The organism is Buttiauxella sp. B2 (genome assembly GCF_006376615.1).
Classification (GTDB): domain Bacteria; phylum Pseudomonadota; class Gammaproteobacteria; order Enterobacterales; family Enterobacteriaceae; genus Buttiauxella.
In genome coordinates this window covers 99,432-118,938 of record NZ_VEXQ01000014.1, presented here as the reverse complement: position 1 = coordinate 118,938, position 19,507 = coordinate 99,432, and the positions used below count along the sequence as shown (strand labels likewise).

Genomic DNA, 19,507 nt, shown 5'->3' with positions numbered 1-19,507 from the left:
GGGGTCTCCCCATGCGAGAGTAGGGAACTGCCAGGCTCCAAATAAGTGGAAAGCCCTGTACTGACGTACAGGGCTTTTTGCTGTCTGTAGTTTATAAAAACACCTCATTAATCCCCGATTCCCATCATGCAATTTCTATTTTTTCTTCTATTTTTTCAGCCAAGTAATAATAAAATCAGCAAGTTGCTTTGGATTGTTTATATCTAAAATGGGTAGTGACGTGCTCAGTTCAATATCAGTGGCGATAGCAATAACATGACTATCGATCACTAATTCATCAAAACTTTGTGACCCCCCCTTTCTGTAGAGCAATATCTTTGGCACCGGCTCATGTTTAAAACCTTCCACCAGTATTACATCCAATGAAGACTCATCCATTCGGCTAGCGAGATAGTATAGATCTAACTCATTTTCATCAGGAGTCTCAGTCATAAGAGCCCAACGCTTTTGGCTCGCAATTATTGTTTGAGCCGCACCGGCTTTGCGTAACTCGTAGCTGTCTTTCCCTGGTATATCGACATCCATATCATGATGCGTATGCTTTATCAGGCCCGGGCGAATGCCACGTTCATTAAGCAAAGGGATGACCCTCTTCAACAGTGTCGTTTTCCCCATCCCACTTGAGGCAGCAAATGATAACAGTGGCAACATCTATTTATTCTCCCATTGGGCAAGGTCTGCAGGTGTATTTACGTTTATAAAATTTTGCGCCTGATTCGGAAACACTACGGCCCGTCCACCTACTTCACGTAGAAAAACCATGACTCTGCGTTCACCCGAATCCAGATACTCTTCAAGCTGCGATATAATTCTACGGTGCAAAAGTGCAATGGTTGGATGGTCTCGCTCTCCATCATTTACCCATACGGAAACTGATACTCCCTTCTGTGACCAAAGTTTGTATGCCAGGTCATCTGGAATATTGGGTGTATCGCAAGGGCAAAACAGAAACCACTCGCTGCTCAGATGCTGCATTGCTGACAACATTCCTGCCAATGGCCCCGGATAATCCGGTAGTGTATCGCTCAGAACAGGAAATCCAACAGACTGATATTTTTCGATATTTCTATTGGCACTGATCACCACATTATTGACCTGCGGTGCGAGTTTACTGATGACTCGCTCGAACAAAGACTGGCCATTAAGCTTGATGAGTCCCTTATCCTGACCCCCCATTCTTGTCGCCCTTCCTCCCGCTAACACCACACCAGTAACTTCTGTTAAACATCTCACTTATATCGCCTCTTTTAATGTGGGTTTGACCCTGCTAACGTGTGATATCTCTCATGTGAAAGGAGCACAATCATGAAATGTAAACGCCTTAACGAACTGCTCGAGCTACTTCAGCCCGCATGGCAGAAAGAGCCGGATCTCAACTTGATTCAATTTTTGCAGAAACTTAGCAAAGAGTCAGGTTATACCGGTGAATTAACTGATCTCACTGATGATGTGCTTATCTATCATCTGAAAATGCGTGATTCTGAGAAAGATGCTGTTATTCCGGGCATTAAGAAGGATTACGAGGAAGATTTTAAGACTGCACTATTGCGTGCCCGTGGCGTAATTAAAGAGTAAAAGCTTGTAAGCCAGGCCACTTTAACGGCTATGAAATGTTATCCTCAATTATTCATATTTACAGTCGGTTGCCTGGATGACAGACAGTGCTTTCAATTTTCAGACATTACATCCGGATACCATCATGGATGCCCTCTTTGAGCAGGGTATACGGGTGGATTCCGGCTTGACCCCATTGAACAGTTTTGAAAACCGCGTCTATCAATTTCAAGATGAGGCTCGTAAACGTTATGTGGTGAAGTTTTACCGCCCCCATCGCTGGTCTCCAACGCAAATAGAAGAAGAGCATCAGTTTGCACTTGAACTGCAAGCTGAAGAGGTTCCTGTCGCAGCTCCTCTGCATTTCAACGGCCAAACGTTATTACATCATCAAGGGTTTATGTACGCTGTGTTTCCTAGTTTAGGCGGGAGACAATATGAAACCGATAATCTTGATCAAATGGAATGGGTGGGTCGTTATCTTGGCCGCATTCATCAAACCGGGCGTCGCAAGCAGTTTTCAGCCCGCCCTGACATGGGTTTAAGTGAATATTTATTTGAACCGCGTGAACTGTTTGAACATACGCCTCTCATTCCATCAGCCCTTAAGAAGAACTTTCTCAAAGCAACCGATGCATTAATTGAGGAAGTGAAACTGCACTGGAATGCGGATTTTCAAGCATTGCGTCTACATGGTGACTGTCATCCTGGGAATATTCTCTGGCGCGATGGCCCTCTGTTTGTCGATCTGGATGATGCCCGCAATGGTCCGGCAGTTCAGGATATCTGGATGCTTCTTAACGGTGACAAATCCGAGCAGAGAATGCAGCTTGAAATGATTGTCGAAGCATATGAAGAATTTACCTCCTTTGAATCAGACGAAATTGCGCTCATAGAACCTTTACGAGCAATGCGTATGGTTTATTATCTCGCGTGGATAATTCGACGCTGGGATGATCCTGCTTTTCCCAGGAATTTTCCGTGGCTTACCGACGAAGATTACTGGAGAACACAAACTGCGACTTTTACAGAGCAGGTTCGGGTTCTGCGTGAACCACCACTAACATTAACGCCAATGTATTAATCAGTATTTATTCAGGAGAGATTTGATGATGAAAAAGATTTGGCTGGCGCTGGCGGGGATGATCCTGGCATTCAGCGTATCTGCTGCACAGTTCACTGACGGTAAAGAGTTCGTTACTTTGGAAAAACCTGTTGCAGGTGAACCACAAGTATTAGAGTTTTTCTCTTTCTACTGCCCGCACTGCTACCAGTTTGAAGAAGTTCTTCATGTTTCTGATACTGTGAAGAAAAAGCTGCCAGAAGGCACAAAAATGACTAAATACCATGTTGAGTTCCTGGGCCCGTTGGGCAAGGATTTGACTCAGGCATGGGCTGTAGCCCTGGCATTGGGTGTGGAAGACAAAATCACTGTTCCAATGTTTGAAGCAGTACAAAAAACTCAAACAATTCAAAATGTTGCTGACATTCGCAAAGTGTTTATTGATGCTGGTGTGAAAGCAGAAGAATACGATGCTGCATGGAACAGTTTTGTTGTGAAATCACTGGTTGCCCAACAAGAGAAAGCTGCGGCAGATCTGCAATTGCAGGGTGTTCCAGCTATTTTCGTAAATGGGAAATACCAATTGAATCCACAGGGCATGGATACCAGCAATATGGACGTATTTGTCCAGCAATATGCTGACGTAGCCAAGTTCCTGGTTGAGAAAAAGTAATAAAAAAGCCGGTCTCTGACCGGCTTTTACTATTGTTTGATGCTTGTCAACAGAGCGTCTTTTTCATGCCACACTGCATTCAGCCATTGCTGAAAACGTCGTTTAAAACCTTTGTCATTTACATAATCGCCATGCAGATCTTCTGCAATAGACTCCAGCGACACCCGCACTACAATTCTAGTCATCTTCCCGCTTAGCATGTCAAAAAACGGGCTTTGTGTATTTTCAGGATAACAAAGCGTCACATTAAGCAACTTATCAAACTCTTTCCCTAAAACATTCAGAGCCATTGCTATGCCAGCAGCTTTTGGCGGAAGTAAGTTTTGAAAAGCTGACCGAGTCTGCAATCGTTTTTCTTTTGTGAATCTTGATCCCTCGACAAAATTCACAATAGTTGTTGGATGAGAACGGAATTTTTCGCAGGAGCGGCGGGTTGTTTCAACGTCTTTACCGCGTTGTTCTGGGTGGCGGAGTAAATAACCGCGCGAGTAGCGCTTCATAAATGGCATATCTAAAGCCCAACATGCCAGACCCATAAATGGAACCCAAGCGAGCTGCTGCTTTAAAAAGTACTTATTCATCGGGATATGTTTGCGAAACAGTACGCATAAAATGACGATATCTGCCCAGCTCCGGTGATTGCAAATCAGCAAGTACCAGTTTTTCTTACTAAGCTCATTGAGTCCTTCAACATCCCATTTTAAATGTGGATTAAGCTTGAGTAAGAATGCCAATCCCTCGCACCAGCAGTACATCATAAAATCAGCAAATGCCGATATTGAGCGCCAGATAATGGGTATAGGCAAAAGCAGCTTAATGATGCCAGCAATAATAATGGGGACTGAGCACGCTACAGTGACCAGAATGGTAAGAGTGACGCTCAGACACAGTGTTATCGCGGCGAATAATCTCGACATAAATAAATTTTTCAGATGATTAGGGAGTGTCAGATGCTGGAAAAAGGATAATAAGAGGAGAATTTTATCAGAAATTCATCACTAGTGATTAAACTAAAACCGCTGATAAAAAACGCGTGGTATTGGGCTTTCAATATTTTCTGTCTATAACATAATTAATTTTTATATCCACATTTATAGATCACTCATAAAATGTCTTCTCAGTGAGTGGTAAAAATATAACTAAATGATAATTATATATATTTACGTGGTTTTTGATTTCCTTAAAACACAACAATCAATTGCTTAAAGAATTATGCACAAACTTATCCACAATATTGATCTTGAGGTCGATCTCGAAGATCAACAAAACTTTTCACCTTATCTTGCTCAAAAGTTCATGTTTTCAGCCAGGCTATGGCATCCTTTAGATATAAACTAAAACCAAGCACGGAACGGAACATTATGGTTCAGATTGCGCAAAACCCACTTATCCTCGTTGATGGCTCATCTTATCTCTATCGTGCCTATCACGCTTTTCCACCGCTGACTAATAGCAGAGGTGAACCGACCGGGGCAATGTACGGTGTGTTGAACATGCTGCGCAGTCTGTTGCTGCAATATCAACCGACTCATGCCGCAGTGGTCTTTGATGCTAAAGGTAAAACCTTCCGTGACGAGCTGTTTGAGCACTACAAATCACACCGACCACCTATGCCTGACGATTTGCGACAGCAAATCGAACCCCTGCACGCAATGGTGAAAGCCATGGGCTTGCCTCTGCTTGCTGTTTCGGGTGTGGAGGCCGACGATGTGATTGGTACTCTGGCGCTTGAGGCTGAACGTGTTGGGCGCCCAGTGCTTATCAGTACTGGCGATAAAGATATGGCGCAACTGGTTACGCCGGGCGTTACGCTTATCAATACCATGACCAACACTATTCTTGGCCCAGATGAAGTCAGAACTAAATATGGCGTTCCCCCTGAGCTTATCATCGACTTCCTGGCTTTGATGGGAGACTCATCAGATAACATCCCTGGTGTTCCAGGCGTAGGTGAGAAAACAGCTCAGGCGTTGCTACAAGGCTTAGGTGGGCTAGATACGCTTTATGCGAATCCGGAAAAAATCGCAGAATTGACGTTCCGTGGTGCGAAAACCATGGCGGCGAAGCTTGAGCAAAGCAAAGACCTTGCTTACCTTTCGTATAAACTGGCCACCATCAAAACGGATGTGGAGCTCGAACTGGGTTGTGAACAACTGGAAGTTCAGCAACCAGCCGATGAAGAGCTGCTCAGTTTGTTCAAACAGTACGAATTTAAACGTTGGATTACTGACGTTGAATCGGGCAAGTGGATGCAAGTTAAGGGGGCGAAACCTGCGACACAATCCACCAAAACCATCGAGATTGAAGCTGAGGTTGAACCGGAAGAACCCGCCTGCGTACTTTCTTATGAAAACTACGTCACCATTCTTGAAGAAAGCGTGCTTGAGGAGTGGATCACTCGTCTGAAGAAAGCACCTGTGATTGCCTTTGATACTGAAACAGACAGTCTTGATAACATCAGCGCGAATTTGGTTGGCCTTTCATTTGCCACCGAACCTGGCGTTGCATGCTACATCCCTGTCGCGCATGACTATCTAGATGCTCCAGTGCAAATTACTCGTGAACGTGCATTGGAATTGCTGAAGCCATTACTTGAAGATGAAAGCATTCTTAAAGTTGGGCAAAACCTTAAATATGACCGTGGCATCATGCAGAATTATGATATTGAACTGCGCGGAATTGCCTTCGATACCATGCTCGAGTCGTACATTCTGGATAGTGTTGCAGGCCGCCATGATATGGACAGCCTGTCTTCTCGTTGGTTGAAGCACACCACCATCACCTTTGAAGAAATTGCCGGAAAAGGTAAAAAGCAGCTGACCTTTAACCAGATAGATCTTGAACAGGCTGGGCGTTATGCCGCAGAAGATGCAGACGTTACATTGCAGTTGCACCTCAAAATGTGGCCGAAGCTCGAAAAGCGTGAAGGTCCATTAAGTATTTTTAAAAATATCGAAATGCCGTTAGTACCAGTGCTGTCGCGCATTGAACGTAACGGCGTTAAAATTGACCCGGTTATTCTGCACACCCATTCTGAACAGCTGACAAAACGACTGGCGGAGCTTGAGATAAAAGCTCATGAACTCGCGGGCGAAGCATTTAATCTTTCTTCTCCGAAGCAGCTGCAGACCATTCTTTTTGAAAAACAAGGTATTAAACCGCTGAAGAAAACTCCAGGTGGCGCGCCTTCCACTTCTGAGGAAGTGCTCGAAGAATTGGCCCTGGATTACCCGCTGCCAAAAGTCATTCTTGAACACCGTGGCCTGGCGAAGCTGAAATCTACTTATACAGATAAGTTGCCACTGATGATTAACCCGAAAACCGGGCGCGTACATACGTCTTATCATCAGGCAGTTGCTGCGACAGGGCGTTTGTCATCGACTGAACCAAACCTGCAAAACATCCCGGTGCGTAATGAAGAAGGGCGCCGTATTCGCCAGGCATTTATTGCGCCAAAAGATTATCTGATAGTTTCCGCCGACTACTCGCAGATAGAACTGCGCATCATGGCGCATTTATCCCGTGACAAAGGGCTCCTCACCGCATTTGCTGAAGGCAAAGATATTCACCGCGCGACGGCTTCCGAAGTTTTTGGCACTCCGTTGGATAGTGTTTCTGGTGAACAACGTCGCAGTGCTAAAGCCATCAACTTTGGTCTGATTTACGGCATGAGTGCATTTGGTTTATCACGCCAGCTCAACATCCCTCGTAAAGAGTCCCAGAAATATATGGATCTCTACTTCGAGCGCTATCCGGGCGTGCTGGAATATATGGAACGCACTCGCAAGCAGGCGAAGGAGCAGGGCTATGTCGAAACATTAGATGGTCGCCGTCTGTATTTACCAGATATCAATTCCAGTAATGCGGCCCGCCGTGCTGGAGCTGAACGAGCGGCGATCAACGCCCCTATGCAGGGAACGGCTGCGGATATCATCAAACGCGCCATGATTGCAGTCGATGCCTGGCTTGAATCCGAGAAGCCACGTGTGAAAATGATCATGCAGGTGCACGATGAATTGGTGTTTGAGGTTCATCAGGATGATCTCGCGGCGGTATCACAAAAGGTACATGAACTGATGGAAGGCAGCATGAAGCTTGATGTGCCGTTGCTGGTGGAAGTCGGAAGCGGTGCAAACTGGGACGAAGCTCACTAATTAAAGCTGGTTATGTAACTAAGCAACATAACTCATAGCTTTTTGTGATGACCCTTCAAGATTGGTATGTAAAAGGTGAAAAAAAACTACAAAAAATGCTTTTTCAACCGAATAAAAAGGAGTAGAGTTATTCGCGTAGGGTACAGAGGTAAGATGTTCTATCTTTCAGACCTTTTACTTCACGTAATCGGATTTGGCTGAATATTTTAGCCGCCCCAGTCAGTAATGACTGGGGCGTTTTTTATTGCGCGCGAGTCAGGAAAAGCAAGGGCGTACCCATGCTTTATTTATTCCCCAGTTGTCTCGTCGTCTTCTGGTTCCGCATTTTCTTCTGTTGCTGGCTCGATATCGTTATACCAGCCATCAAGCTTATGACGCAGAATATCAACACCGATTTTCTTCAGTGATGAAAACACTTCTACCTGAACGTCACCGTTAAAATCTACAGCGGCTTCACGTACCATATTTAATTGTGCTTTACGTGCGCCAGACGCTAGCTTGTCAGCCTTGGTTAAAAGCAGCATGACTGGGATATTGCTCGCAACAGCCCAGTGAATCATCTGCTGATCAAGGTCCTTGAGCGGATGGCGGATATCCATCAGTACGACTAACCCTTTCAGGCTATTACGCTTTTGCAGATACTCGCCGAGCGCGCGTTGCCATTTCAGTTTTACTTCTTCCGGTACTTCGGCGTAGCCATAACCCGGTAAATCCACCAGACGTTTGCCTTCAGCGACCTCAAACAGGTTGATGAGCTGGGTACGGCCAGGTGTTTTACTAGTACGAGCCAGAGCTTTCTGATTGGTCAGCGTATTTAACGCGCTGGATTTCCCTGCGTTAGAGCGGCCTGCGAAAGCAACCTCAATACCGGTATCAGAAGGTAAATGGCGAATGTCCGGTGCGCTAAGCACGAAGTGGGTCAGTTGATAGTTCCAGTTTGTCAAAACGGTTGTCTCCCTCAGGATGAGCATTGTGGGGGATTATACCTGAACATGAAGAAAACGCCGTGTTTCTCGGCACGGCTTACCGGATTACAGAAATCCGCTCGAGGTTTGTAAGACATTGACCATTCATATTGACAGATAACGTAGTGTTGTTAGATGCAGGGATAATTAAAAGAATTTAAATAACAAGTAGTTATGAAATAATTATTTGATTGCATCAATGACTTAACACAAATACTCATCTTGTAGAATCACGGGCTAAGAGTAAAGTAAGTGGCACAGGCAAAGGAGAGCTACAAAGGATAGCAACTCAGGATGAGGGTTCAGGATCGCCTGATGGCGAAGAACCAAGGAATGCCAGGAGGCAACGTCTGGAGACGTTTAAAAGGGACAGGGAATTACATGGAAGTTGTTTGCAAAGGAAAGACAGGGCGTCGGGTGCAAACAGGGATTGTGTGACCTATAAAGGGTCCAGAGACAAGAAAAAGGCGACAGGTTAACCTGCCGCCTTTTTTCTTTGCTTGCTTTCTGCTAGATTCCGCCGCAATTCTATACTGAATAAAAACGGCTCAAGACAAATTATTATGAAGCAACAAAACTCAGCAGCACCCGGTTCCAAAGCACCTGGTTCCAAAGCACCTGGTTCCAAACCTTCAAAAGCACGTCGCAAAACGCGTGAAGAGATCGATCGTGAAGCTCGAGACCGCAAACGTGAGAAAAAAAGTAGCGGACATGCAGCAGGCAGTCGTGCAACTGGCGGTGTCGAGTCTAAAAGTGGAAGCAGCAACAAACAGGCAGCAGATCCGCGAATTGGCAGTAAAAAACCCATTGCCCTGGGCGTAACTGAAGTTCAGGTCAAAAAACCTAAACAGCACAAACCTAAAATCGAGAAACCTATGCTAACACCACAGGCTGAACTGGATTTGTTGGAAAATGATGAGCGCCTGGACGCGCTGCTGGAACGTCTTGAAGAAGGTGAAACCCTCAACGCCGAAGAGCAAGCTTGGGTTAACGCTAAGCTTGATCGCATTGATGCATTGATGGAAGAGCTCGGCATCTCCTATGAAGATGACGAAGATGAAGAAGAAAAAAGCGATGATTTAATGCGTCTGCTTAAAGGTAGTGATTAACGGTTACCCCTATGGGATTACCTGTTCTTTTCGTGGTTATTCCTCTGGTGTGTTATCTGCTGTGGTTATTCGTTAAACTACGGCGGTTGTCGCGATTGCAAAAATCGTTGCGCCGTCAACGAATGCGGCATCACCGGAGGAAGTGAGTATGTCTGAGCAGTTAATCGATTGGGATCTGGCCCTGATCCAGAAATATAATTATTCAGGGCCGCGTTACACCTCTTACCCCACTGCGCTGGAGTTCTCTGAAGGCTTCGGCGAGGCTGCGTTTCTTGAAGCGGTTGCTCGGTATCCTGAGCGCCCGTTGTCGTTGTATGTTCATATCCCTTTCTGTCACAAGCTCTGCTACTTCTGTGGCTGCAATAAAATCGTTACCCGCCAGACGCACAAGGCCGATCAGTATCTTGATGCGCTTGAGCAGGAAATTGCTCACCGTGCACCGCTCTTTAAGGGCCGTCACGTAAGCCAGTTGCATTGGGGCGGTGGGACACCTACTTACCTGAGCAAAGCGCAAATTAGCCGTCTGATGGGGCTTCTACGCGATCATTTCAATTTCAACGAAGACGCTGAACTGTCTATTGAAATCGATCCACGTGAAATTGAACTCGATGTGCTGGACCATCTGCGCCACGAAGGATTTACTCGCCTGAGCATGGGAGTGCAGGATTTCAACAAAGAAGTGCAGCGCCTTGTGAATCGCGAGCAAGACGAAGACTTCATCTTCGCACTGATTCAGCGTGCGCGTGAATTAGGTTTTACATCGACCAATATCGACTTAATTTATGGCCTGCCAAAGCAGACGCCAGAAAGCTTTGCTTTCACGCTCAAACGCGTTGCAGAACTTAGCCCACATCGTTTAAGCGTTTTTAACTACGCGCACTTGCCGACATTGTTTGCGGCACAACGCAAAATTAAAGATGCAGATTTACCGAGCGCTCAGCAAAAGCTCGACATCCTGCAAGAAACCATTGGCTCGCTGACTCACGCGGGATATCAGTTTATTGGCATGGATCACTTTGCTCGCCCGGATGATGAACTGGCTATCGCACAGCGTGAAGGGAAATTGCATCGGAATTTCCAGGGCTATACCACTCAGGGCGATACCGATCTGCTCGGAATGGGTGTTTCTGCAATTAGCATGATTGGCGACTGCTACGCGCAGAACCAGAAAGAACTCAAGAGTTACTACCAACAGGTCGATCAGCAAGGCGATGCGCTGTGGCGTGGCCTGGCATTAACTCGCGACGATTGCATTCGACGTGACGTTATCAAAGCGCTTATCTGCAACTTCCAACTTAAATTTGCGGAAGTAGAGCAGCGTTGGGATCTGAATTTTGAAGAGTATTTCACAGAAGATTTGAAATTGCTGGCACCACTGGCTAAAGATGGGCTGGTGGATATCGACGGCAAGCATATTCAGGTTACGGCAAAAGGCCGCCTGCTAATCCGTAATATTTGCATGTGTTTTGATAGTTACTTGAGGCAGAAGGCGCGGCTTCAACAGTTCTCACGCGTAATATAAAAAAACGGGCCAAATAAATGGCCCGTTTCTTCAATCAGTTCCGTGCTACTCCATGCCAAGCTCTTTTAGCTTACGTGTCAGAGTATTTCGTCCCCAACCGAGTAATCTTGCTGCTTCCTGCTTGTGGCCTTGTGTATGACGCAAAGCAGTCGTTAGTAGCGTGCGCTCCATTTCTGGTTGAGCTTCAGAAAGTAAATTCTGATGACCGGAGCGTAATGCGCGGTCTGCCCATTGTGCCAGAAGTGTAGCCCAGCTATCTGACTGAGAATGCGTCGGGCTATCCGGGATGGTTGTCTCGAACAATTCTGCGGGTAAATCCTGAATCAATACTTCCTGGCCCGCAGCCATCACTGTTAACCAACGACAAGTATTTTCCAGTTGGCGCACGTTTCCAGGCCAGGCTACTCGAGTTAAAGCATTTTCCGTTTCTGGATGCAGCAGCTTTGCTTCCACGCCCAGCTCCTGAGCGGCCACTTGCAAGAAATGGCGCGCAAGACGAGGAATATCTTCGCGGCGTTCGCGCAGTGGTGGCAGGTGCACGCGGATAACGTTGAGGCGATGGAATAAATCCTCACGGAATTTCCCTTCTTGTACGCGTAACTCAAGGTTTTGGTGCGTCGCAGCAATAATTCGCACATCGACTTTTACTGGCGCATAGCCGCCAACGCGATAAAACTGCCCGTCTGCCAGCACACGCAGTAAACGAGTTTGCACATCCAGCGGCATGTCACCTATTTCATCAAGGAACAATGTGCCACCGTCGGCTTGCTCAAAACGGCCCTGGCGAATTTGATTGGCGCCAGTAAATGCCCCTTTCTCGTGGCCAAACAGCTCGGACTCAATCAAATCCTTTGGTATAGCAGCCATATTCAGCGCGATAAAAGGCGATTTCACCCTTGGGCTATGGCGATGCAGAGCATGAGCGACCAGCTCTTTACCTGTACCCGATTCGCCGTTAATCAGCACACTTATTGATGAACGGGACAAGCGGCCAATAATGCGAAAGACGTCCTGCATCGCTGGCGCCTCACCAATAATATCGGTGGTCGGCCCATTAACTTGCACATTGCGTGGCTGTTGTTGTTCCTGATAGTGGCTGATGGCGCGTTCAACAAGCGCTACAGCTTCATCAATATCAAAAGGTTTCGGTAGGTAATCAAACGCACCTTGCTGATAAGCGCTCACAGCGGCTTCAAGGTCTGAATGAGCTGTCATTATGATGACCGGTAACATCGGGTGGCGTTGTTTAATCTGTTTTAGCAGCGCCAGACCGTCCATGCCGGGCATGCGAATATCAGACAACAAAACGTCCGGGGTTTTGGTTGCAAGAGCATTCAGGACTTCATTGCCACTTTCAAATGTGGTGCAGTTTAAACCCGCACCAGTTAGTGCGCGTTCCAGCACCCAACGGATGGAGCTATCGTCATCAACGATCCAAACTATCCCTCGTTGCATAAAGACCTCTACTTACGAATAGGCAGGAAAACCGAAAACTCGGTATGGCCTGGCCAACTGTTAAATTCGATTTTTCCCAAATGCTGATCGATCAAGTTGCGTGCAATAGAAAGACCTAAACCTGTCCCTCCCTCACGTCCGCTCACCATCGGGTAGAATAGTGTGTCCTGCAGATGGGCCGGAATTCCCGGACCGTTGTCTTCAACATCAATGCGTGCAGCCAGACGGTAGCGCGTGCCATGCAGCGTAAGTTGGAAAGCGGTACGTGTGCGTAACACAATCTCACCGCCATCACTTCCCAACGCCTGAAGCGCGTTGCGCACAATATTGAGTAAAATCTGTTCGATTTGGTCGGGGTCGTGCGCCAATTCCGGCAAGCTTGGGTCGTAATCTCTTACCAGCGTTACGTTAGCTGGCAACTCCATCGACACAAGTTTCATCACCCGTTCGGTGACTTTGTGAATGCTTTCGGTAACGTGCATTCCCGGTTGCTGTGGGCCTAGAAGGCGGTCGACTAAATTACGCAAACGGTCGGCTTGCTCAATAATCACCTTGGTGTATTCAGTCAGCGACGGGTCCGGTAAGGCTTTAGCCAGAAGCTGTGCGGCACCACGTAACCCACCGAGAGGATTTTTAATCTCATGAGCCAGCCCACGGACTAAGTCACGAGCAGCAATTTGCTGAGCATGCTGTAACTGTTCCTGACTTAAACGGCGTTGATTATCCATCGGTGCCATTTCCATCAGGATGTACCCTTCCGGTAAACGTTGTGCTGTCAGGGAAAGAATATGGGAGCGGCTATCGATAACCAATGTGACTTCGTTATCGGTAAAACCCTGGCCTGCAGTCAGGCTTTCCTGCATTAAGCCAATATTTAGCGAAAAGTAACTCAACAGCTCCGGTAGGGGGGTGCCGTACAGCTTGCGCGAACTCTGCGCCAAAAGTTGCTGTGCAGCCGGGTTGGCGTAATGCACCGCCAGCTCGTCATCGACCAATAAAATGCTGTTGATTAAAGAATTTAGGATCTGCCCAGCATCGGGCAGCGTGCCGGTTGCCATAAAGCAGTCTCCGATAATTTGCACTGTGATGGTGCATTATAGTTTCCTGTTGGCAAAAGACATCGCGGCAACAGGTTATTTGTGGAGAAAAAAGCCCATCATGAGATGGGCCAAAAGTTTCCACGGCAACTAAATCTCTGCATCTTTCACGTTGCTGCTGAGTTGGCTACTTTCGTTCGCCCAAATCACTTAGTGGACTAAGCTCATTGGGACTTACTCAGTTGCCGCCTTTCTACAACGCGAAATCCATCAGAGATTACTAACTCATTAAACGCTGTAATACAGTTCGAACTCTACCGGGTGCGGAGTCATACGCACACGGTCGTTTTCTTCGATACGCAGAGCGATGTAAGCATCAATAGCGTCATCAGTGAACACGCCACCCGCAGTCAGGAACTCGCGGTCTTCGTTCAGGCAGTTCAGTGCTTCTTCCAGAGAGCCAGCAACTTGTGGGATCTCTTTTGCTTCTTCTGGCGGCAAGTCATACAGGTTTTTGTCCATTGCTTCGCCCGGATGGATTTTGTTCTTGATACCATCAAGACCAGCCATCAGCAGTGCTGCGAAGCACAGGTACGGGTTGGCCGCTGGGTCTGGGAAGCGTACTTCGATACGACGTGCTTTCGGAGAGGCAACCACTGGGATACGGATAGAAGCAGAACGGTTAGCCGCTGAGTAAGCCAACATAACAGGAGCTTCATAACCCGGGACCAAACGCTTGTAGGAGTTGGTTGTTGGGTTAGCCAGGGCGTTGATGGCTTTAGCGTGTTTGATAACACCGCCGATGTAGTACAGCGCTTGCTCAGACAGGCCAGCATATTTGTCACCAGAGAAGGTGTTTACACCATTCTTGGACAGGGACATATGGCAGTGCATACCGGAACCGTTATCACCAAACATTGGTTTTGGCATAAAGGTCGCAGTTTTACCGTAAGCGTGAGCAACGTTGTGCACCACATATTTGTAGATCTGAATTTCATCTGCTTTTTTGGTCATGGTGTTGAAGCGGGTAGCCACTTCATTCTGACCAGCAGTTGCCACTTCGTGGTGATGAGCTTCAACAACCAGCCCCATTTGCTCCATAGTCAGACACATTGCAGAACGCAGGTCCTGGCCTGAATCAACCGGTGGAACTGGGAAGTAACCGCCTTTAACCGCTGGACGGTGACCTTTGTTGCCGCCTTCATATTTGGTACCAGTGTTCCATGCGCCTTCGATATCATCGATAGCAACGTGGGAACCATTGATAGCGCTGCCGAAACGAACGTCGTCGAACAGGAAGAATTCTGGTTCTGGCCCGAACAGCACGGTGTCGGCAATGCCAGTGGAGCGCAGGTAGTCTTCGGCACGTTTTGCGATAGAACGTGGATCACGGTCGTAACCCTGCATGGTGCCTGGTTCGAGGATGTCGCAACGGATGATCAGCGTGGAATCAGCGAAGAACGGGTCAATGACAGCCGTGGTTGGGTCTGGCATCAGCACCATGTCAGATTCGTTAATGCCTTTCCAGCCACCAATCGAGGAGCCATCAAACATTTTACCTTCTTCGAAGAAGTCGGCATTAATCTGATGAGCAGGGATAGTGACGTGCTGTTCTTTCCCTTTGGTGTCAGTGAAGCGCAAATCAACAAATTTCACTTCATGCTCATTCAGCATCGTCAATACGTGTTCAGCGGACATACTTAAATCTCCCGGATTGGTCATTGTCGTCGTGGTAACGAGGTGTTCAATACTTTCTTAATTGGCTTTTCGCCCTGAAATGATTAAAGCGAAATCTGTGCCAACTTTTAAATTACCCCAAAAAGGCGCTATCATGCGCGGTATAGTGCAAAAGGGCTGCACCACGATGGATAGTTTGCACCAATGTAGTGCTTCAGTCTGAGAATTGAGCACCATATTGGTGCAATTTTCGTTGTGGCTCCCTTTTTTGCTCCGTGAAAGCGATCACAAACCCTTACTTTCAACATTGTTTGTAAAGGTTCTTTGTGATCCTGTTCTGTCCTTCGATTAATACGTGTACAATAACGCGCTATTTCTAATGCCTGAGGCAAAGTTGTGATCGAAAATCTGCGTAACATCGCCATCATCGCGCACGTTGACCATGGTAAAACTACCCTGGTTGATAAGCTGCTACAGCAATCTGGTACTTTCAGTAACGATCGTGCTGAAGCCACCGAACGCGTGATGGACTCCAACGATTTGGAGAAAGAGCGTGGGATTACCATCCTCGCTAAAAACACCGCTATCAAATGGAATGACTACCGTATCAACATCGTTGATACCCCTGGACACGCCGACTTCGGTGGTGAAGTTGAACGTGTAATGTCCATGGTAGACTCCGTTCTGCTGGTCGTTGATGCAATGGATGGCCCAATGCCGCAGACGCGCTTCGTAACCAAGAAGGCTTTTGCCCATGGTTTGAAGCCAATTGTTGTAATCAACAAAGTTGACCGTCCTGGCGCGCGTCCAGATTGGGTTGTTGATCAGGTCTTCGACCTGTTCGTTAACCTCGACGCAAGCGACGAGCAACTCGATTTCCCAATCATCTATGCATCTGCATTGATGGGTATCGCGGGCAACGACCACAATGAAATGGCGGAAGACATGACTCCGCTGTATCAAGCAATCGTTGACCACGTTAAAGCACCAGACGTTGACTCTGATGGTCCGTTCCAGATGCAAATCTCCCAGCTTGATTACAACAACTACGTTGGCGTTATCGGCATTGGTCGCATCAAACGCGGTAAAGTGAAACCTAACCAGCAAATCACCATTATCGACAGCGAAGGTAAAACTCGTAACGGTAAAGTCGGTAAAGTACTGACCCACCTCGGTCTGGAGCGTATTGAATCCACCGAAGCGGAAGCAGGCGACATCATCGCGATTACCGGTCTGGGCGAGCTGAACATCTCCGATACACTTTGCGATACGCAAAATGTTGAAGCGCTGCCAGCACTGTCTGTTGATGAACCAACTGTTACCATGTTCTTCAACGTCAATACCTCTCCGTTCTGTGGCAAAGAGGGTAAATTCGTTACCTCTCGTCAGATTCTTGACCGCCTGAACAAAGAGCTGGTGCACAACGTTGCGCTGCGTGTTGAAGAAACCGAAGATGCGGACGCATTCCGTGTATCCGGCCGTGGCGAACTGCACCTGTCTGTACTGATCGAAAACATGCGTCGTGAAGGCTTCGAACTGGCTGTGTCCCGTCCGAAAGTAATCAACCGTATGATCGATGGCCGTATGCAAGAGCCGTTCGAAAACGTAACTCTGGACATCGAAGAACAGCACCAGGGTTCTGTAATGCAGGCGATGGGTGAGCGTAAGGGCGATGTCAAAGACATGATCCCTGACGGCAAAGGCCGTATCCGTCTGGATTACCTGATCCCAGCACGTGGCCTGATCGGCTTCCGTACTGAGTTCATGACCATGACTTCTGGTACTGGTCTGCTGTACTCCACATTCAGCCATTACGACGACGTGAAACCAGGCGAAATCGGCCAACGTCAGAACGGCGTGCTGATCTCTAACGGCCAGGGTAAAGCGGTTGCGTTTGCTCTGTTCGGTCTGCAAGATCGCGGCAAGTTGTTCCTGGGCCATGGTGCAGAAGTTTACGAAGGCCAGATCATCGGTATTCACAGTCGTTCTAACGACCTGACTGTAAACTGCCTGACCGGTAAGAAACTGACCAACATGCGTGCGTCCGGTACTGACGAAGCAACAACTCTGGTTCCTGCATTGAAGATGTCTCTGGAGCAAGCTCTGGAATTCATCGATGATGACGAACTGGTAGAAGTGACTCCGACTTCCGTACGTATTCGTAAGCGTCACCTGACTGAAAACGACCGCAAACGCGCAGGTCGTGGCGGCAAAGAAGCGTAAGTTTCTTTTTCTGCTAAATCGTATTGAAGCCCTGCCTTTTTAGGCGGGGCTTTTTTTTGCCCAATAGTTCGCAGAATCTGGAAAGCATTTGCACCAACGTTAGTCAAAGGCACCCTTTACCGCTACAGTTATTTGTCCATGCGCAAAGGAGAGGCTTATGCTGTATATCTTTGATTTAGGCAACGTCATTGTTGATATCGACTTCAACCGCGTGATGGGGGTTTGGAGCGATTACAGCCGCGTACCACTAGCGAATTTGCAAAAAAGTTTTGTAATGGGAGAGGCATTTAAGCGCCATGAACGCGGGCAAATTACCGATGAGGAATTCGCCGCGGCAGTATGTGAAGAAATGGGTATGGCATTGAGTTTTGATCAGTTTTCCACAGGCTGGCAGGCGATATTTGTTGGCTTGCGCCCAGACGTTATCGCTGTCATGAACAAGCTGCGCGAGCAGGGCCATCGCGTTGTTGTGCTCTCTAATACCAACCGCTTACACACTTATTTCTGGCCGGGCGAATATCCTCAAATTGCCCAAGCTGCAGATAAAATATATCTGTCTCAGGAAATGGGGATGCGTAAACCAGACGTCGAGATCTATCAAAAACTGCTCGAGACAGAAGGTTTTTCTGCGAATGAGGCGGTCTTTTTTGACGACAACGCCGATAATATTAAGGGAGCCCAACAGTTGGGTATCACCAGCATTTTGGTGACCGGAAAAGACACGGTGCCCGGATATTTCGCAAAAAATCTATGATAAAAGACGTTCATCGTAAAGCGAGCCAACACCTCAGGCCGTATATCGCCTGGGGTAAGTTGCTCTGGCATCGTATCGACCACGACAATATGACTACGCTTGCAGGTAACCTTGCTTACGTGTCATTGCTCTCGTTGGTGCCATTGGTTGCAGTCGTGTTTGCCTTGTTTGCTGCTTTCCCCATGTTTGCTGATATCAGCGTTCAGCTCCGGCACTTCGTTTTCTCAAACTTTATGCCCGCCACGGGCGATATCATCCAGCGCTACATTGAACAGTTCGTTGCTAACTCCACCAAGATGACTGCTGTGGGAGCTTGTGGGTTGATAGTCACCTCGCTACTTTTGATGTACGCCGTCGATAGCGCTTTAAACACTATCTGGCGCAGCACGCGTACGCGGCCAAAAATCTACTCTTTTGCCGTTTACTGGATGATTTTAACGCTTGGTCCGTTGCTGGCCGGGGCGAGTCTGGCGATCAGTTCGTATTTACTGTCATTGCGCTGGGCTACAGGTTTTAACAGTGTAATTGATGAGGTATTGCGCATCTTTCCGCTGCTGTTGTCCTGGCTATCATTTTGGATGCTATACAGCATTGTCCCCATTGCCCGGGTTCCAGTCCGCGATTCGTTAATCGGTTCTTTGGTGGCGGCAGTTTTATTTGAACTGGGGAAAAAAGGCTTTGCCCTCTACATCACCATGTTTCCCTCTTATCAATTGATTTACGGTGTGTTAGCCGTGATCCCCATATTATTTGTTTGGGTCTACTGGACCTGGTGTATCGTGTTGCTCGGAGCCGAAATTACTGTCACTCTCGGCGACTACCGCAGGCTTCGCAGCGAAGCGCAGCAGGAAGAATTGGAAGAACCATGATTGCATTAATTCAGCGCGTCACCCACGCTCGCGTCACCGTGGACGGTGAAGTGACGGGTGAAATTGGCCCAGGACTTTTGGTGTTATTGGGTGTCGAAAAAGAAGATAACGAGCAAAAAGCGAATCGTCTGTGCGAACGTGTTTTGGGTTACCGTATTTTTGGCGATGAAAACGACAAAATGAACCTGAATGTCCAGCAAGCAGGTGGCAGTGTGTTGGTGGTTTCGCAGTTTACCCTCGCTGCGGATACCGAGCGCGGCATGCGTCCGAGCTTCTCGGGTGGCGCTGCGCCTGAGCTTGCAGAAGAGTTATATGAATACTTTATTAAGCGCTGTCGACAACAGGGCATTGTGGCCGAAACCGGGCGCTTCGCTGCCGACATGCAGGTCAGCCTGACTAATGATGGCCCGGTGACGTTTTGGTTACAGGTCTGAATTCGCAGCATTTACGGT

The 19,507-nt window shown here is 47.6% G+C and carries 18 protein-coding genes; 11 read left to right on the top strand and 7 right to left on the bottom strand.

Features of this window, described 5'->3' with window-relative positions; translation table 11 throughout:
- Positions 1–147: 147 nt before the first annotated feature.
- A complete protein-coding gene (gene mobB / locus FH968_RS16025; protein WP_139881285.1) occupies positions 148–651 on the bottom strand; it encodes a molybdopterin-guanine dinucleotide biosynthesis protein MobB in 504 nt (167 codons plus the stop codon).
- Positions 652–1,233, bottom strand: coding sequence for a molybdenum cofactor guanylyltransferase MobA (mobA, locus tag FH968_RS16020; RefSeq protein WP_189389159.1), 582 nt, complete (start codon positions 1,231–1,233; stop codon positions 652–654).
- A 72-nt stretch (positions 1,234–1,305) separates the two neighbouring features.
- Here mobA and FH968_RS16015 point away from each other — a divergent pair, with 72 nt between their 5' ends.
- The 3 genes from FH968_RS16015 to dsbA all read left to right on the top strand — a co-directional run bounded on the left by FH968_RS16015 (position 1,306) and on the right by dsbA (position 3,290).
- Positions 1,306–1,575, top strand: coding sequence for a YihD family protein (locus tag FH968_RS16015; protein WP_139881283.1), 270 nt, complete (start codon positions 1,306–1,308; stop codon positions 1,573–1,575).
- A 76-nt stretch (positions 1,576–1,651) separates the two neighbouring features.
- A complete protein-coding gene (locus tag FH968_RS16010; protein ID WP_139881281.1) occupies positions 1,652–2,638 on the top strand; it encodes a serine/threonine protein kinase in 987 nt (328 codons plus the stop codon).
- A gap of 28 nt (positions 2,639–2,666) precedes the next feature.
- Complete coding sequence (gene dsbA, locus FH968_RS16005; protein ID WP_139881301.1) at positions 2,667–3,290, top strand: thiol:disulfide interchange protein DsbA; 624 nt, start codon at positions 2,667–2,669, stop codon at positions 3,288–3,290.
- Positions 3,291–3,319: 29 nt separating this feature from the next.
- Here dsbA and FH968_RS16000 read toward each other — a convergent pair whose 3' ends face one another.
- Positions 3,320–4,207, bottom strand: a complete 888-nt coding sequence (locus FH968_RS16000) for an acyltransferase (protein WP_139881279.1) — start codon at positions 4,205–4,207, stop codon at positions 3,320–3,322.
- 444 nt (positions 4,208–4,651) lie between these two features.
- Here FH968_RS16000 and polA point away from each other — a divergent pair, with 444 nt between their 5' ends.
- Complete coding sequence (gene polA / locus FH968_RS15995; RefSeq protein ID WP_139881277.1) at positions 4,652–7,444, top strand: DNA polymerase I; 2,793 nt, start codon at positions 4,652–4,654, stop codon at positions 7,442–7,444.
- Positions 7,445–7,731: 287 nt separating this feature from the next.
- Here polA and yihA read toward each other — a convergent pair whose 3' ends face one another.
- Positions 7,732–8,388, bottom strand: coding sequence for a ribosome biogenesis GTP-binding protein YihA/YsxC (gene yihA, locus FH968_RS15990; RefSeq protein WP_139881275.1), 657 nt, complete (start codon positions 8,386–8,388; stop codon positions 7,732–7,734).
- Positions 8,389–8,724: 336 nt separating this feature from the next.
- Between yihA and FH968_RS24080 the strand changes: the two genes are divergently transcribed.
- From FH968_RS24080 to hemN, 3 genes are all read left to right on the top strand, one after another.
- Positions 8,725–8,847, top strand: a complete 123-nt coding sequence (locus tag FH968_RS24080; RefSeq protein ID WP_255431511.1) for a hypothetical protein — start codon at positions 8,725–8,727, stop codon at positions 8,845–8,847.
- Between the two features lie 125 nt (positions 8,848–8,972).
- Positions 8,973–9,518, top strand: a complete 546-nt coding sequence (gene yihI, locus FH968_RS15980; protein WP_139881273.1) for a Der GTPase-activating protein YihI — start codon at positions 8,973–8,975, stop codon at positions 9,516–9,518.
- A 148-nt stretch (positions 9,519–9,666) separates the two neighbouring features.
- Entirely contained in the window at positions 9,667–11,040 is a 1,374-nt protein-coding gene (gene hemN / locus FH968_RS15975; RefSeq protein ID WP_139881271.1) for an oxygen-independent coproporphyrinogen III oxidase, read from the top strand.
- 45 nt (positions 11,041–11,085) lie between these two features.
- Here the strand turns inward: hemN and glnG are convergent, their stop codons facing one another.
- The 3 genes from glnG to glnA all read right to left on the bottom strand — a co-directional run bounded on the left by glnG (position 11,086) and on the right by glnA (position 15,230).
- Complete coding sequence (gene glnG / locus FH968_RS15970; RefSeq protein WP_139881268.1) at positions 11,086–12,495, bottom strand: nitrogen regulation protein NR(I); 1,410 nt, start codon at positions 12,493–12,495, stop codon at positions 11,086–11,088.
- An 8-nt stretch (positions 12,496–12,503) separates the two neighbouring features.
- A complete protein-coding gene (gene glnL / locus FH968_RS15965) occupies positions 12,504–13,553 on the bottom strand; it encodes a nitrogen regulation protein NR(II) (protein ID WP_139881266.1) in 1,050 nt (349 codons plus the stop codon).
- A gap of 267 nt (positions 13,554–13,820) precedes the next feature.
- Positions 13,821–15,230, bottom strand: coding sequence for a glutamate--ammonia ligase (gene glnA, locus FH968_RS15960; RefSeq protein ID WP_139881264.1), 1,410 nt, complete (start codon positions 15,228–15,230; stop codon positions 13,821–13,823).
- 375 nt (positions 15,231–15,605) lie between these two features.
- Here glnA and typA point away from each other — a divergent pair, with 375 nt between their 5' ends.
- The 4 genes from typA (at position 15,606) to dtd (ending at position 19,489) form a co-directional block, all read left to right on the top strand.
- Entirely contained in the window at positions 15,606–17,432 is a 1,827-nt protein-coding gene (typA, locus tag FH968_RS15955) for a ribosome-dependent GTPase TypA (protein ID WP_139881262.1), read from the top strand.
- Between the two features lie 157 nt (positions 17,433–17,589).
- The gene (yihX, locus tag FH968_RS15950; RefSeq protein ID WP_139881260.1) at positions 17,590–18,186 is read left to right on the top strand and encodes a glucose-1-phosphatase; all 597 of its coding nucleotides are present in this window, start codon (positions 17,590–17,592) and stop codon (positions 18,184–18,186) included.
- Positions 18,183–19,055 (top strand): virulence factor BrkB family protein, encoded by an 873-nt coding sequence (locus tag FH968_RS15945; RefSeq protein ID WP_139881258.1) that lies wholly within the window; start codon positions 18,183–18,185, stop codon positions 19,053–19,055. Before yihX ends, FH968_RS15945 begins: the two co-directional genes overlap by 4 nt.
- Positions 19,052–19,489, top strand: a complete 438-nt coding sequence (gene dtd, locus FH968_RS15940; RefSeq protein ID WP_139881256.1) for a D-aminoacyl-tRNA deacylase — start codon at positions 19,052–19,054, stop codon at positions 19,487–19,489. The genes FH968_RS15945 and dtd overlap by 4 nt, the downstream gene beginning before the upstream one ends.
- The last annotated feature ends 18 nt before the right edge of the window (positions 19,490–19,507 follow it).

Excerpts from the sequence above, each read along its gene's own strand:
- mobB (WP_139881285.1), bottom strand. The coding sequence starts at position 651 with ATGTTGCCACTGTTATCATTTGCTGCCTCAAGTGGGATGGGGAAAACG.
- FH968_RS16015 (WP_139881283.1), top strand. The coding sequence starts at position 1,306 with ATGAAATGTAAACGCCTTAACGAACTGCTCGAGCTACTTCAGCCCGCA.
- FH968_RS16010 (WP_139881281.1), top strand. The coding sequence starts at position 1,652 with ATGACAGACAGTGCTTTCAATTTTCAGACATTACATCCGGATACCATC.
- dsbA (WP_139881301.1), top strand. The coding sequence starts at position 2,667 with ATGAAAAAGATTTGGCTGGCGCTGGCGGGGATGATCCTGGCATTCAGC.
- FH968_RS16000 (WP_139881279.1), bottom strand. The coding sequence starts at position 4,207 with ATGTCGAGATTATTCGCCGCGATAACACTGTGTCTGAGCGTCACTCTT.
- polA (WP_139881277.1), top strand. The coding sequence starts at position 4,652 with ATGGTTCAGATTGCGCAAAACCCACTTATCCTCGTTGATGGCTCATCT.
- FH968_RS24080 (WP_255431511.1), top strand. The coding sequence starts at position 8,725 with ATGGCGAAGAACCAAGGAATGCCAGGAGGCAACGTCTGGAGACGTTTA.
- yihI (WP_139881273.1), top strand. The coding sequence starts at position 8,973 with ATGAAGCAACAAAACTCAGCAGCACCCGGTTCCAAAGCACCTGGTTCC.
- hemN (WP_139881271.1), top strand. The coding sequence starts at position 9,667 with ATGTCTGAGCAGTTAATCGATTGGGATCTGGCCCTGATCCAGAAATAT.
- glnG (WP_139881268.1), bottom strand. The coding sequence starts at position 12,495 with ATGCAACGAGGGATAGTTTGGATCGTTGATGACGATAGCTCCATCCGT.
- glnL (WP_139881266.1), bottom strand. The coding sequence starts at position 13,553 with ATGGCAACCGGCACGCTGCCCGATGCTGGGCAGATCCTAAATTCTTTA.
- glnA (WP_139881264.1), bottom strand. The coding sequence starts at position 15,230 with ATGTCCGCTGAACACGTATTGACGATGCTGAATGAGCATGAAGTGAAA.
- yihX (WP_139881260.1), top strand. The coding sequence starts at position 17,590 with ATGCTGTATATCTTTGATTTAGGCAACGTCATTGTTGATATCGACTTC.
- FH968_RS15945 (WP_139881258.1), top strand. The coding sequence starts at position 18,183 with ATGATAAAAGACGTTCATCGTAAAGCGAGCCAACACCTCAGGCCGTAT.
- dtd (WP_139881256.1), top strand. The coding sequence starts at position 19,052 with ATGATTGCATTAATTCAGCGCGTCACCCACGCTCGCGTCACCGTGGAC.